At 60.5% G+C, this 16,273-nt stretch carries 5 protein-coding genes; all 5 read left to right on the top strand.

The annotated features are described in order from the left end of the window. The first annotated feature begins 444 nt into the window (after positions 1-444). Genes XI02_RS11225 through XI02_RS11205 form a run of 5 tightly spaced genes read left to right on the top strand, consistent with a single transcriptional unit; the run spans position 445 to position 15,973 of the window. Positions 445-702: a hypothetical protein gene (locus XI02_RS11225; protein ID WP_129964963.1), complete on the top strand. Its 258-nt coding sequence runs from the start codon at positions 445-447 to the stop codon at positions 700-702. A gap of 37 nt (positions 703-739) precedes the next feature. Continuing rightward, a complete protein-coding gene (locus XI02_RS11220) occupies positions 740-1,837 on the top strand; it encodes a hypothetical protein (protein WP_129964962.1) in 1,098 nt (365 codons plus the stop codon). Next, positions 1,834-5,229, top strand: coding sequence for an ATP-binding protein (locus XI02_RS11215; protein ID WP_129964961.1), 3,396 nt, complete (start codon positions 1,834-1,836; stop codon positions 5,227-5,229). Before XI02_RS11220 ends, XI02_RS11215 begins: the two co-directional genes overlap by 4 nt. Continuing rightward, entirely contained in the window at positions 5,226-14,336 is a 9,111-nt protein-coding gene (locus XI02_RS11210; RefSeq protein WP_129964960.1) for an RNaseH domain-containing protein, read from the top strand. The genes XI02_RS11215 and XI02_RS11210 overlap by 4 nt, the downstream gene beginning before the upstream one ends. After that, positions 14,333-15,973, top strand: coding sequence for an AAA family ATPase (locus XI02_RS11205; protein ID WP_129964959.1), 1,641 nt, complete (start codon positions 14,333-14,335; stop codon positions 15,971-15,973). The genes XI02_RS11210 and XI02_RS11205 overlap by 4 nt, the downstream gene beginning before the upstream one ends. The last annotated feature ends 300 nt before the right edge of the window (positions 15,974-16,273 follow it).

Here is a 16,273-nt window from a genome sequence, read left to right as displayed (position 1 = left end):
CGTTGTGCGTGAGCACACACACCTGAATTGCTACAGGCGGATGACTGACATCGAATAAGTCGATCAATCGTCGCGCAAATGCGATGCTTCGCGGGCTGACCCTCGACTTTCAGCAATGGATTCAGATGCACAGATCAGGCATTCGTCTTGGCGACAGAGAACGCTCGGATTATGGTAGGATCTCCCGTCAGGACCACAAAACGCCGAATGGCTGCGGCAAATGGATTGCTGTGCCCCATAAGATCGCACATCGAGAGAATCGTATCCGGGGTAAAGTAACGAACACGATGTGGTCTTTGCGAGATGGACGTATCTTCCGCGACTTGCTCCCGCATAATTGGAATGCGCGTGTCGAGCGCACAGTTCAAATCGTGAAGTGAGAAAACTCGCCGGCACGAGGTCGGTCGCGCGCCGTAGCTCTGGCGCCACCGCGACTGGAGTAATTTGGCTTCTCATTGCGGCGACGGTATCGAACAGAAATTCGATGCCGTCCGCATTCAAGTCCACGACGAAGGTCGGGATGGCTACCTGTGCCGCACTGATCTATTGGAATCTGCGCCGCTCGATGGCGTCATTGGACGAACAATCGTGTCGGCCTGCCTCATCGGGGCTCTGGTCTACTTTGACGTCGAACAAAGTATTGACGTGCTCACTGTGGATTGTGGAAAAATCAACGTTTTCGGCATTGCGGTATTCGCGTAATAGTTGATGTAGTATTGAATGACTACTATAAGATTTTATGGGCACTGGGCAACAAGAAGACGCAGTCGTCACCATCCGGCTCTTGGCTAAGGGGATCGTCGAGATAGCTCGGCGGATCAACGATGGTGCCATCGTTCGGCAAGACGATATGCCGAACTCGCTGCGATCCGGGCTTGAGCGTCTATCACGGCACTGCCTTGTGGAAGGCATTGCCGACCATGGCGCGAATGTCCACGTCTTGATGGACCTGGCCACAATCCCGATCGGCGAATGGGGCATACCATGCCTTTCGGGGGATTTCCCCTATGTTCGAGCAGTCCTCATCGACCGTGACCTCGGTATCCCGAGCAGCGATTGCTTCGAGATAGGCTCCATCTCGACTGCTGAGGACGCCTATGAGGATATCCATCACCGCCAGTTGCGCGAAGCCGTCCGGTCCCACGGCAAGCGAGCCGACGAGGTCTACACGTTGGTCCGCGAGCGCCTCGTGCGAAATCCGGTCGATAATCAGAAGCACTTGATGGCGTTCCTTCTCGATAGTGGGCTCGCGAAGATGGCCGACGTCTTCCGCGGATGGATGCGGCCGATTCCCCTCTCATCGCGGTTTCCGGATGGAAAGACCAGGACTTGCGCGGGATGCGGTTCACTTCTTTATCCGACGCGGGACACCCGGAGGTTTCCCGTCGGACGGTGCAGGATTCGCGCCTGCACGGAAGTCCGGCCGACGCCTCTCGAAGGCATGGTCATCGACGATCCGCAGGAATGGCGGGTCGCGGCAGGAGACATCCTCGCGAGTTGGGTCGGTCCCGGCCTGCCGGAGATCCGGCTGCATGACGAACTCAAGGGGAGCGGAATTCCTGTTCGGCTTTATCCGGGCCAGGACGCCGTTGACGTCGGCATCCCATATGAACTCGGGATCGACGTCAAATCCTATTCGTGTCCGGTCACGCTCGGTGAGCGGCTGACCCGCTCGATCGGTGGCTTGGCCCAGTTCGACCGCCGCATCGTTGCAGTTCCCGATGCGAAGGTCAGGCGTCACGCAGGATACCTTTCGGACCTTCGCACCCATTACCGGGGAGAGCAGGACGTCGAATTCCGTACGATCTCCGAGACGCTCAAGGCGCTTTCCGCATGAGGAAGCCGCCCGACGATTTCGATCACGCGCTTCGCGTCCAGTGGGTTTGCGCAGCGCTACATGCCTTTCTCGGGAAGCATGAACTGGCCGGGGCGCCCGCGCTGTTATCGGGGTACCGATCCGTCCTGAGGCATCCAGCGGTCGCTCGGATCGCGCAGGCCGCATTCCAATTGCGGCAAATGGGCGTGAGCCTCGTTTCGGACGCAGCGTTGCGCGACGCGATCACGGACTGGTCGAACTGGGAGGTCGAGAATCGCGGAAAGGGCGACTACGTCGAGCCGCCGTTCAAGATCGATCTCGACGCACGAATGTCGTTTCATCTGCGCGTGCGGACTGACGATCCGGGATACGTCGCGATGGTGAAGGCCCTGACGAGGCCTCTGCCCGACAAGTTGTGGAACATCCCCCAGGTCGACGTTTCGCGTCCTTTCCGGGTGCCGATGGACATCTCAGGACTCGGCGAACCCCTTGTCGTCGATGCCACCGACCTCGATGGTAAGCTTCCTGACACGCCGCGCCGTGATTTCGTGCGCGACCGCGACGGCGGGATCGCGATCTCGTTCGTCGAGATCGAGCGCATCGCCGAAGAACTGGATGACATCGATACGGCATCCCCAGAGCGAATTCCCGGGAATTTCCGGGCGCGCCTTCGCGACGACGCCGGGAATCCCATCTTCACGCTCCTTTCGCCGAACGGCGGCTCGTTGTCCGCAACGGACCAGGTGGAACTGTCAGGCGTGAAGCACATGATCGGTCTTCCTGGAGCGGGAAAATCGACGCTGATCCTGCTCATGGTCGTCGCGCTGGCGCGGCGCGGATTGCGCATCGTCCTCCTGCTGCCATCGATCGAGGCGTCGCTCAACTATGTTGCCGAACTCGAGCGATACGGCATCGAACCGGCGCTCGTCGTCGGTCAGTCGGCGGACTCGCGCCAGCGACATGCCAGAAAGCTCGCCGAACGCATCGCTGCGGGAGACGATACTGGGGGTATGGGTCGGACCGCTCCAGGAGCAGAGCTTCTGTCGGTGAATTGCGCGCTCGCGGGTTTTCTCTCTGATCCCGATCCGCACGTTCAGTTTCCCCACATGAGACCGCCGTGCCGTGATCTGAGGCAACGACGCCTGAAGAAGGACGGCAGCGAAGCCCATGGCGACAGCAGCAAACTCTGCGCTCTCGCATCGGTTTGCGGCCGCCAAAAATCCGCCCGTGATCTTTCCGACCCCGATCACAACGTCTGGATCGGGCACGTGATTTCAACCGACGTGCAGACGTCCCCTCATTTCGCCAACGAACAGATTCGGTACTTCGAGGCCATCGCGCGTTCCGCCGATCTCGTGATCGTGGACGAGGCGGACGGGGCGCAGGCCGCACTCGACGGTCACGCGCTGGCGGAACTGGACCTCACCGGAAGCGCAGAATCTTACGAAGCCGCGCTGCTGCGTGACCTTATGGTTCCGGTGGCCACCGGACGAAACCAGGGTGGCAATTCGTCGGTGCAGAACTACGCCTATGCGAGCCAAGAATTCACCAAGCTCAACCGGGCCGTGGTCAGTCATTTGCTGGAGGATCGCCGCGGTCCGCAGCATCTCCACAAATTCCAGGACACATTCGTTACGGGCAACACCGTTCTGGCGGCGCTCTACGAACCGGAGAACGATGACGCGCAATCTCCCTTTGAGACCATCCGCCCGCTTTGGGACGGTCTCGTGCGGCGCGTCATGGCGGAGCGCGGCGGCTACAACGCGACCGCTGAGGATGACGACGAGAACGAAATCGTCGAGCTTGACGGAATAAACGTCGCAGCGATCGCGCGTTCGGCAGGAAAGCCGGAAGCCGACGTCGACCGCCTTCTTCACGAAATCATGTCGGGCATGAACCGATGGTTTGGGGCTACGGCCGTCCTCATGCGGGAAGAAGCGGCCGAACGGGTGAACAAGGCCTTCTTCCAGCTCTTTCCGCCCGTGGAGACGCTCGATCCCGAAACCGCGCGGGCGTATTTCGGGTTCCTGCTCGAGGTCACGGCCGTCGTATTCCAATTCCTAACTCTCATTCCGATGCAACAGGCGATGATCGCCGAAGGCGTGCACTCGCGTCGGATATTCGGGTCCGGGGTCTCGAACGATCTTGCCAAGTTCGTGCCGGAGGCGTTGGTCGGACGTCTATCGGGCATCAAGGTGTACTTCCAGCAGGGGTCTAAGGGCTGGACCCTTAAACTGAAATACGTGTCGTTCGCCTCTGCGCCCCGCCTTTTGCTTTACCGACTTGCGACGCTGCTCGAGGATGAAGGCGGTAAAGGCCCGGCCGTGCTGTTGGCGTCGGCAACGAGCTTTCTTCATGACAGTCCGAGTTACCACATTCCGGTCGGTCCGCATTTCGTCCTTCGCCGCGAAAACGAAATGGGCGCTTGGAACCGGAGCGAATACATCTTTTCGCCGGTGCCCGACCCGCTCGACCCGCGCAAGAACATCCGCCTGAGCGGTGCCTTCGAGGATCGTGATCGCGGCATCAAAGCCATCATTGATCATTACTTTTCCGGGGACACGCCGTTGGTGTCCCGTATGCGCGAGGATTTCGATCCGGGGCGCAGGGTCGCCCTGGTGGTCAATTCCTATGACCAGGTGCGGATGATCAAGGAGCATGTTCGCAAGAACCATGGTCCCTTCGCCCGTCGCCTCATCGGGGTCATGGACCAGGCTGAAGACATTCCCGGATCTGAACTCGGGGAATGGGTGACCGCATCCCAAGTCGAGGCGTTGGGGGCGCGGGACGATTGGGACGCCGTGGTCTTTCCGATGAGGGCTATCGGTCGAGGGGTGAACATCGTCTACCCCGACGGCCCGCGAAAACGCGACGCGGTCATCGGAACCGTCGTCTTCCTGATGCGCCCTCACCCGTCGATCGACAGCCTCGGATTTACCGCGGGCCTTGCCGGGCGCAATGCGCTGGATTTCGACATGGCGACCATCGACCGACAGGGCGGGATAGATGACGTCATCGGGGCGTGGCGCGCAAGCAGAAGCAATTCGCTCGACCTCATGAGGCGATTGCTGCGCTACCCCGTTCAGGTCGGAAGACTTGGAAAGTTTCTGATCAATCCATTTACCGCGGACATCATGGTGGATGTTCTGCAGACCATCGGCCGAGCCATGCGCAACGGCTGCCGGACGCGGGTGATCTTCGTTGATGAAGCCTGGGCTCCGATGTCGGCGAAGGGTAAGCCGGACAATCGTTACAGCAGCATGCTCGTGTGCATGCAGGATGTCCTGCGGAAATGCTTTGACGATGCCGACCCGGTTCGAAGAGAAACTTACCGACTGCTTTACGAACCATTTTTGCAGCCGCTTTCTCGTTGCACCAACCTGATTTTCCCGACCGAAAAAACGAAGAAATGACGTCAGAAAATATCAACGACACTAACTGGCGCCGCCGACGCGTCAGACAGGAAACGTTCATTACAGGCCTTTCCTGGCGCGGCCACGAAGGCGACGAAGCCCGTTCGATCTCGCTGAAATGGACCAAGTCCGCAAGCGGGCTATTGTCGGGCGTGCTGCAGGACGGCATCGGAAGCGGGAAGGACAACGGAAAGAACCTGCCCTATGCATCCCTGCGCTCGGTCATCGAGGCCCGCGTTCCTGGGATTTCGGCGGTGCGGTCCGACCTCGGAAAACCGTGGACGGATGTTGAACCCCGGCCCTTCTTGCGGGCATTCGGTCAAAAGGAAGACGGCTCCGACGTCGTGCGCAGCGTGTCGGGTGCCGTTGCCCAATGGACCAGTGACGTCCTGTTCGGGTGGGCTGACAGGCTGGACATAGGTACCGAAAGGATCGATCGAATCCGCACACTCAGTCTTGAAGGGCGGATCGTCGAACCTTCGGAGGCAAACCTTCTGTCGATCCCTCCCGGAACGGTGAACGCACACGAGAACTTCGCGGATGTCCGGGACGCTGTGATTTCGCTCCTGATCGCTGCACTCGAGGGCCAGGAACTGTTCGAGGGTCTCGGCCCGGTGCACCGCGTGATCGCGTCCGGTATGAACGGCAATGCCGTCGAGTTCGAGACCTGGCCTGTCGCGGCCCGCAACGGCTCGTTCTCAATGACGTGCACGATCACCGTGGAGACGCTGCCGTGGTCGGTCGAACCCTACGTCATCGTCAACGCGGGAAAGCGCATCTGGATGGATCGTTTCCCGCGGCCGGGCGAGCTATTCGGAAGGAAGCGCGTCACGACCCGCATGATGGTGCGAGGCGACCGCAGGCTCTCGATCGCGTACGAGATGGGCCTCAAGGCCGGAATTCCGGACAGTGACGGCATCGAGGATCCGGCGTTGCTGGCGGCGGTCCTCCAGAACGGTGTCGATCTCGGGAGTGGCATCCCGGAGGTTGCGGGTCGCATGAGTGCGGACGGCAATGCATTCCTGGCAGTTCCCTACAGCACGACGTTTGGGCGGACCAGAGTGCCGCGCGGCGCCACCGCGCAGGATCATGTAGATCTGGTCGCCCGGGTCGCGAGCCTGACGGAAAGGTTCGGCTTTTCGAGACTGCCGTTCGAGCCCGTTTCCGGTATCGGCGATCATGAGGAGTACCACAAGGCTCTTAAATCCGAGATGCTGCTGCATCATGCGGCACGCGATCTTCGGCTAAACGACATTTCCGACGACCGCGTCACCGCGCTTTTCGAGGAGGTGATCGGCGAGAAGCCCGGCAGGAAAATCAGGTCCGATGAGGTCATGGCGACGGGAAGTCTGATCGCGACGGTCAGGAGCGCCAACGACGAGCGGCTTTCCCGCATGTTCAGCGAGCGCGTAAAGGTCATTTTCATTTCGAGAACATCTGCGGAGGCCGATCTTTTCACAGCCGCGACCCGATCCATGTTCTCGACCGTCGATGTCGAGCGGTACAGCCTTCCTCCGAACGTCCACGGCGTTCTCGAAGCGGACAAGGACCGCAAGCGTTTCAAAGAGAAATTCGAGGACCGCGTCAGCGCGTGGAAAGCACTGGCCGAGACGATCGCCCGATCTCATCCGCGCGCACGGATCATCGTTCAGGTCGACAAGGAGTACGGAGAGGACGGCGCAATGCGGAAGCGCGAGGAGGACGCCGTCAACAAGCCTGCGGGACGCTATGCGTTGGCCCGGTACGCCGGCGCCAATGTCCAGTACCTGCTTCCGATGAAAACTGGAGAGGCATCCGCGTACCTGATCCGGCTTCAGGCTGCCCTCTATGATCTCTTGTTCGGACATTCCGGGATGGCCCCGGCGATCGGTCCCGCGATAAACCGTGCGTTCCCTGATGGCGGGATGCGTCCGGATTCGATCCTCGGCTTCTCGGTGATCCGAAAGACGAGGCAACGTCGTGGCGGGGTGTCTGTTGCCCTGATCACGGCATCGTTGCTGGACGCCGAAAGCGGAGCGGTGTGCGCGAAAATCGCGACCACGTCCGGGAATTCGGCGTGGATGGAATTCGGAGACGCCCTGGTTCATGCCGCCTCCCTCGGGGCGACCGGCATCGGCGACGGAAGCGCGAATGAAGCGACGCTCTTCCAGAGCTTCGTTTCCAGCGTTGTCAAGGAAGTGGTCTCTGATGGCCGCCGGCCGCTCGTCCTGTTCGACGCCACCAGCGCGCAGGGACTGTGGCCATGGCTCAGCAACAGGAAGTTAACCGGACTTCCCGCCTTCGGTCGCGAACAGGTACCGGACAAGGCCGTTTGGGAGGACCTGTCCGTCGTCAGGGTGAGGACGAAATCCACGCCTCGGCTTCTCCGCCTCATGTATCAGGAAAACGCGTCCGTTAATGGGGAGGAGATCATCAGGGATTGCCACGCCAGCACGTCGAACGTGACCGTTCGCGTCGTAACGGGAGAAGATCGCGGCGACTACGTCACGGCGCGGAAATGGCAGCGGACGCAAAAGGTCGTTCGCGGCACGAGCGCGTATCGCTCGTTGCTGGGGTTCCGTCGTTCGGAAAAGGCGGACGACGGAACGACGCTGTACAGGCGGATCGTGCATACGCCGGAAACGAATGACGCGGTGGTTCCGGAGTCGGTCAGCATCACGGTCGTGCGCACGGCGGCCGGAGCACAGCCGGATTCCATCGCCGCGCTCGTTGCGTCGTTGCGGTCGGGATACGCCCATACCGCAATGGACACGACGTTGCCCGCTCCGCTGTCGTTTCGATCAAAGTTTGAAGACTACATGTCGCGGCACGGTCTCGAGGAGGACGAAGACGTCGAGGACAAGGCGACGACGGCTTCCGACGCCGCCGCGAGCGACGATGGGCCTCTTGCCCCGGAGGCTGTCGGCGACGTTCAGACTCCGGCGGCAAGACTGCCGACGTTCGGAGAAGTTCGCGACCAGTTTCGCGCAGGCAATTTCAATTCGGTACTTACGGTCGGCACAAAGGATTTCAGTTTCATGGATAACGTCAACCTCGCATCAACCAGTGTTGGCTCGACTTCAATTATTGCACGGGCATCGACGGCCTCCCCGTCGGGGGACTTTCCGTTGGAAGCCGTCAGCCTGGTGAGCGATCTCCACGAACTCATCAAACCACGCTTGCGCGTCCCAAAAGTGACGACCCCCGAATGGTTCAGATCCCGCATGAACATTACGCGGCGTGACTTGCGGGAGCTCCACGACACGCACGGCGATCTACTCAGGATGGTAACCGGCTTTCCATGGCCGGAAGAGCGCCCGAACCTTGATCAATTCTTTGAATTTCTGCCGGAAGCGGCTCGCTATCCGCTGTTCTTCCGGTGCTTCTTCAAGACGATGCGCCTGATCCGGGACGATTACCTGATCAAGCCGGTCATGCAGCAGTATTGGGCCGAAAAAGCGCGTTTCAAGAACGTCCCGGAAGTCGAAAATGCCGAGTCCGGCCCGGACGCGCTGGTCGAGATGGTGGTCGCGGGCGCGTCGCATGATCTGGCGACCGCAATCGTTATCCTGGACTGGTCCGCCAGCATGGCGTTCGGAACGAGTGGACAGCGCCTCGCATCTTTGGTCCCCGAGATTTCAGACTACCTGCACGATTTGATGGAATGCGATCCAGCCGGATACGAGGCGCGCATTGGCGAACTGAGCGGCGAGAAGCGTGAGAGAGGGCAAAACCCGAAACTCCGGCTGGCGAGCGAAACTATTGAAACGGAGCCTGAGATCCAGCGGTCTCAAGAAGCCGGGATCGAGCCTCCGCTTCCGACCGCTTCCATCGACGACCTCGTGATCCGGTGGGAGAATGACCTTCTCGATCTCATTGATACGGCCAGGAAAGCCCTGAATGTCGGCCCCAACGCAGCGACGCAGCAGGAGATCGCGGCTATCGCGAGCCACTTGCGGGAACATATCGAGGAATTTGAGCGGCTCAAGCCAGACGGTGCCGCCAGCGAAGCCGTCATCTCCCGCCTGGCGAAGATCGCAAAAGCGTTTTCCGACGTTTCCGAGGGGTACATCAGGGACGTCTCCACGAGGCTGACGGAGATCGAGGCGATTTCCGCGTCAGCGCCGCAGCTCGCCTCGGAGGAAAGCCTGCGGGAAGCGGACGCGTTGGCCGAACGGGCTGACGCCGAGCTCGCCAGGGCGCAAGAGGCCCGTAAAGACGCGGATGAGCTTCAGCAGAAGAAGCTTCCCATGTTCGAGCTGGTCACCCTCGGCCAGGAGGCGATGAACAGGCTCGAGACCATCGTGAATTCCGGTCTGGAGAACGTTTCGAAGGCCATCAGCGCCATCAAGATGCCAACTTCCGTCACCCGCATCTCTCCCGCAAGTCCCTCAACGGTAGAGGTGGATCCTGTCGCCGCAGGAAGCGCTGATCCTGGCGCCGCGCCGCCCTCCCCGGCCGTCGAACGAACGACAGGAGTGCAAGGGAGTGGCTCCCGCCCTCCGGTCGAAATCACCATCGACGAGGATGACTTTGTCGAAATCGACGAAAAGCGGAAAATCGAGCCCGTTCACGAGGCGCTGGCTCCGGCCCTAAACGATGCCGACGAAGAGCCGGACCACCTTCTTGAGGACATCGAGAAGAAGGCGGACGAACTCTTCATTCGCGGCGAATTTGGTCTCGGTTATCACCTCGTCAACGCTGCGAGTACCGTTCTCGGTGATGCTTCGGCCCTCCCCTACAGTGCCGAGGAAATGCGCCTCTACGCGCTTGGAGCAAGAATCCCGGGCGTCTCCCGCATTGCGCCCGACGGCTATCACCAGGCGATCGAGGCCTGTGTGGCGATTGCTGCCAACCTCGGCATCGACGAGAGAGCCGATGCGCGGCGGATCTTGTTGATGGCCTCCGTTCTTCCCACCGCCCTGCTTCAGGTAACCGAGGCCGGTAATGCGTTCAATATCATAGACGCCATAAAGACGCACGAAAGGTGCTCGAGCTTCTTCTATCTCGTAGGTCTCGTGAAGGAGAACCGCAGCCTCGGATCTCCAGTGACGGCAGCAAGCCTGCGCGCAGCTTCCAGCGCCAACGCCGACAAATCGATTGCCAACGAACGGCGCAACGCGGTCCTGGATCAGATCAAGTCAATCAGGAATGCACAGTTCAGGTTCGTCCTCGGACAGAAGGTCCTGCGATCCATCACCGCAAAGAGCGGAATCGTCAGTGTGATGGAGAGCGCGGTCAACCAGCACGAGATCAACGCCGTCCGGGAATTCTCCAGGAAATATTCTGACCGTAACGAGGTCACGAACCTGCTGGACAGCGAGGTCCGGCGCATGGGAGCCGTGCAGACTATCGACGGCGGGGCGCGCGAGCGCCTGGTCGCCTACATCATCGACCTCGCCGCCGGCTGCGGAGCTTTCGCAGAAGCGGCGGGACCGGCCAACGAGATTCCGGTTGTCGGCAAGCGGTTGGATCAGGTACGCGATCTGGCGGACAACATGAAGGTCGGCATCCAGAACTTCGAGGTTGCGACGGCTGCGCCGACGGGAAGTGCGTTGCTTGATGCGGCCTACGCCCATGCACGCAGCGTGTTCAAAAGCCTCGCGGCGGTGATCCGCGGCGAAGCGATGCCGGAAGTCGATCGCAAGATCGTCAATCTCGAACTGCACGCACCCCTTCTGTGGCTTCCAGGCATGGCGTGGAGCGGAGCCTGGACGCCAAGTCCAAAGGATGCTGTCCGGTTGATCTCGGCGATCCGTGAATTCGACGGTCCCCGCGTCTCGGGCAACCTCGCCGAGGCCGCCGAAGCCGCCATTGAAGCGAGGCGGAGTGAGGATGCGTTCGTTCCGGCCAAGATGCTCCTGACCTTCGCGCCTCATTTCGGAATCGATGCGGTTCGCGAGGAACACCTCCGCGCGGTGATTGAGACCAACGAGGTCACCCGAAAGGCGCAGGTCAAGGCCCGGCACGCCGATGTCTCGAGGCTGATTGCCAAGGTGCGCCGCATGGCGCTCGGCGGGCTGGAGGAATCGACCCGTCTCAATGACGACCTCGACGAGATCAAGGTGGACGTTCCCTCACAAGACATTCCCGATTTCATGCCAGAGGAAATCGACGGGTTCCGCGTTCTCGATGTCAATGCCGCGTTGTCGCGCCTGAACGATGTCGAAGGCTCCGCGCGCCGTCTTCTGGACGACGCGAAGGCTGCGCTGGCTTCGGAGATTGACCGTCTGGGCGAGACGTCGCGGATCACGGGCGAAGAGAAGATCCGGCTTCTCAAGCTTCTCGATAGTGACGATCTCGCCACCGTCACCGACTGGATCCAGACTTTCAACTCCGGCGAGAGGCGTCCGACGCTGACCGGAAAGGTGATGAACGAGCCGTTGGACCAGTTCAACCATGTACTGAAAGAGACTTCCCAGATCGATCTTTCCGAGGCCAAACGTTGCATCGAAGGCAACGTGGCCTACGGCTTGTTCGATTTCTCCCGGCTTGACGAGGCGCGGCGCCAGGAGGCCGCCAAGACGCTCGAGGACTGGATTGAGTTCAAGAGGAGGATGAAGAACTCGCAGGTCATGCTTTCGCAGGGTATGTCGCACATTGCGGTTTTGCTGACCTCCATCGCCTACGGGACGGAATTCGTCGACGTGAATGGGGATCGCAGCAACGTGGGCAGACAAATCTTCGTGGTTGACGCGCAGATGAACCTGCCGTCGGCCCCTACGTCCTTGATGCTTCCGGAGTTCGGCAGCCTCACGAAGGGTGGCTGGCGGGTCGCGGCCGTCGGTCCCACGACGACGTCCGCCGAAATCATGGCGCTGGCGGAAGGAGCCGAACCGCGCGGGACCCTGGTGCTGATGTTCGGCTTGATGTCGGCCGACAAACGCAAGCAGCTGAAGCGCGACTGTGTAAAGAACAGGCGCAAGGTGCTCGTGATTGACGAGGCTCTTCTGCTGGATTATCTGGCGACGCCGGATGCCACGCCGTTGCGGATGTTCGAGATCGCGCAGGCCTACACAACCGCGACACCATACCAGGACTACGTTCGCTCGCCGGTCCCGAACGAAATGTTCAAGGGGCGCGCACGGGAAAAAGCCAAGATTCTGGAATCGTACGGTTCCTATATCGTCTATGGCGGGCGACGGCTCGGCAAGACCGCTCTTTTGCGCCACATATCAAGAAATGCCCCGGAACACGCGCTGTTCAAGTTCCTCGATCTGAACAGTTTCCCGCTCGACCTCTTCTGGCAATATTCTTCGGGAGCGTTGAAGGAAGTGTTCGCCAAACCGGTCAGCGCTCCCGAGGACTTCGTCGCCGGAGTGAAGGAATATCTGCAGGCCGACAATCGCCGCAGGATTCTGCTGTTGCTCGACGAAGCGGACAACTTCATCAAGCACGAGGCGTCGCGGGACTATCGCAATGTCGTGAAGCTCCTGAACCTGATGGCGGAGACCGATCATCGCTTCAAGTTTGTGCTAGCCGGGTTGCACAACGTTTCCCGCATCATCAAGTCGGAAAACTCGCCGCTGGCGCAAATCTCCAACGATCCGATCCGGATCGGGCCCTTGCTGCAGGAGGACGTCGGAGACGCGGAAATCCTGATGCGCGGCCCGATGTCTGCTCTCGGCTTCGAGTTCGAGAACCGCGAGGACGTCTGGCGCATTCTCAGTTTCACCAATTATTACCCGGTTCTCATCCAGGTGTTCTGCAGAGGTCTGTTGGATATTCTCGAGGACCAGATCCGTGATGGCCGGGAAGTCAAGGTGATCGACGGCGCCATGGTCGACGACGCGCTGAGAAACCCGCAGATCAGGAAGGTGCTCTACGACGCGTTCGACAAGACGATCACGGGCATCGAGCAACGTTACGGACTTCTGACTTACATCATCGCCTACGACGCCTACTTCTCGTCCGGACAGGGCCTGGAGGCGGACGGTTTGAGCGCGATCGAGGTCACCGAGAGTGCGATCCGGTACTGGCCGCAGGCATTCCCGAAGGGAAGCGATCCGTCGGAAATCGAATACCTTCTGGACGAGATGGAAGGGTTCGGGATTCTCCGGCGCACTACGTCGAAAAAGTGGACGTTGCGCTCCCGCATGCTTCTCGACCTTCTTGTTTCGAGCGAGGAGGATTTGACCGAACGCCTTCTGAGCTTTGGCGGCAAGAAGATCGAGCAGCAGTTCGATCCGAAGAACGCTCGCCGGACCATCGAGGTCATGTCGAGGGGGAAACAGTCCGCCAGCAAGACGTCGCCTTTGACCGACGGTCAGTTGTCGCAAATTTTCGCACCAGGACAGGATGATGCGAAAGTCATGGTGATCTTTGGATCGGCGGCGTCTGGCATCGGCGACGTGGTGTCCGCGATCGAGGCGTCCGGAACGTACCCTGGTGGCGAGCAGCGGAGCGCCACGCTCGACATTCGTGGCTGGAGCGACCGCGACGGCTTCGTCTCTGATATTCGGCGGAATCCCGTCGCGAAGAAGCGGATTGTCGTCGTTCCGCCGCAAACCGCGTGGCGGCACGACTGGGTGACGGCGGTTTCGCGCCTACCCAGCGTTCTGCGTCAGGACGTCAGGCCGATTTTCGTCGGCGCGCCGAGCCATGCCGAAGCATGGGTCGAGGCCTTCCGGAAGAGTCCGTCGCTCTCCCGTATCAAGGTCGAAACCCTGCGACCTTGGGCGCGCTCGTTCCTGGCCACACGGCTCGACGCGCTGCACCTGATCGGCTCGATCGAAGACGTTCTCCGCGGAACGGAAGGCTGGAGCGAGCCAACGCAGGCTGTTCTTGCCAACCTTCAACGCGGCATGAGGGTCAATGTCGCCATGGACCATGCGCTGGCCGCGGCGGTCAAGGACGGTGCAGAGGCGATCGGGATCGGTGAACGGCTTGCCCCTGCGTTCGTCACGCTGGCGCAATGGTGCGGCGAAACCGGTATCAAGGCATCCTACGGTAAGGACGCTCTCGTCGTGGAAGGAAAACCCGACGGGATCGATCCCGACTATATCGTCAGGTTCGCCGCGACCATCGGCGTGGCGTCGCTGAGCAACCCGTCAGCTCCGGCCGACCAGCAGATCATCGTGATGGATGACTTCGTCCGCCGTGTCCTTCTTTCGGGAGAGAGCAAGTGACGCCGCAGGATTGGTGGACCCTTCCAGGGCCGAACGGCTTCACGACGGCTCTTGCCAGGGACTTGATCACTAAAGGCGTCGCCGCCGCGAAATGTCCGCGGCCACTGCCGGAGGGATTGCACGATGCGATCCGTAAGAAGCTTGCCGACGAATACGTCGTCGATACCGTGGTCTTTGACGCTTCGAACCTGAAGGCGACGCAATCGCCCCTGCACGAGATGGCGACGTTGCGCCGGGTTTCAGGAGCCTCGATCGGCACCGTGGCGGACTTCCTCGAAAATCCCGATCTGGCAGACGTGGCGTTCATCGTCGAGGGCATTTCCGCGGACCATATCCAGACGTGGAGCTATTTGCTGCGTGCCGTCATGTCCGAGCGGGCCGAGAGTCCTCCGGCTGCTGGTCCCTACCTCCTTCTGCTTCTGCCGACCGGATGGAAGGCGGACGCTGAGAAGCGGCTTCTCGGCCAGATAGGCAGCAGGTTCTGGCGCGGATATATGTCGTCAGTGGACTCGTTCGGATGGATCGCAGCCAACGGCATACGGGTCGGATCGGGCATCGACGAGCGGCTGGCGTTGGCGACCTCGATCGAGGTCGCCGCATGGTCGCCGAGTCTTCTCGATCAGATGACGAGGTTCAATCTGGACGATCAGATATCGCCGACGGGATCGCTCGAACTCCTCTCCGCGCGGAGGGCATGGCCCTATCCATGCTGGGAAAACGGCCTCGTGGACGCGTGGGACGACATCCCCACTCCTCATGCTCTCGCCGCTGTCGCTCACGGGCTCTGGAGCGACATCGAACGCCGGATTTGGGTCGCTCAATCCAAGGTCCTGCTGCCGATGATCGACAGCGCCCGCAGGGGCATCATCCGCGCCTACCTCGACGAACTGTCGAAGCACGCGAGCCCATCCTCTCCCTACACCAAGAAGGTGTATGACCGAACGATAAAGATCACCGATCCGTGGAGCTTTGAGTGGTTCGAGATGATCACGCTCCTTGACGGCGCGGTGCCCCTTTCACACCTCCGGATCATGAAGGACCTCAAGTGGGTTCGCGACTCGCTGTCTCACGGCAAGACAATTGACAAGGACAACATCAAGAACCTGTGCGAGGTGTGGGAGGAGCACGTCCTCGATCTAATGGCGGCCCCCGTGAACGGCTGGGACTGGCCACGAACGGGTCAGACCTTGCGTATGACGGTTGGGCCGTCCGGAGCCGGGAAGAGCGCATGGGCTAACCGGCAGGCGGCAAGGGTTGTCTCGTCGGACAGTATTCGTGAAGAGATATTTGGCACCAACGATACTCCGCGCAATCAAGGCCATGTATTCCGAATGGCGCGTCAGAGGATGGCGATGGTGCTCAAGTCAGGCGAGGATGTCATCCTCGACGCTACAAATATCAAGACGACGGACCGCAAACGCATCGCAACGAGCGTTCCGCCTGATTGCAGCATTGAGTACGTGGTCATTGACCGTCCTCTCTCGGAAAAAATGAAGACACGCGGGGAACGTGCCGCAGGCCTGATCGAAGAGCATCACCAGACTTTCGGTGCGTCGATCACGGAATGCCTCGATGGTGATGGATTGCCCAATGTGCGGTTGATTGATCTTCGCGAAAATAGCGCGGGCAACCAATGAAGCCTTGGGCGTACCGGGGCTTCTTGCTCCCATCGCCGTCCAACCTTGCCCCCCGTGCAGCGCTTCAATCTGGAATGGGTTGAGACGCAGTTACAGCACCTGTTGCGGCAGGAGCAGACGAATCATCACTATTCCGAACAACAGGTCGCGGCCGCCAAAGCTAAGCTTGGCGGGCGCATATGCGCAAAGGGCGCAGACGATAACCTGGAGCGACAGGATGACAGCACAGACGGATCAAACGCCACCTTGGCCGCGGCAAAGCCGTAGCTGGTACAAAAATCCGTTGGGCATTGCCCGTCC

Origin of the sequence: Bradyrhizobium sp. CCBAU 21365 (assembly GCF_015291305.1) — a bacterium.
GTDB lineage: Bacteria > Pseudomonadota > Alphaproteobacteria > Rhizobiales > Xanthobacteraceae > Bradyrhizobium > Bradyrhizobium elkanii.
The sequence above is the reverse complement of the archived record's forward strand: the minus strand, read 5'-3'. Positions and strand labels throughout refer to the sequence as shown.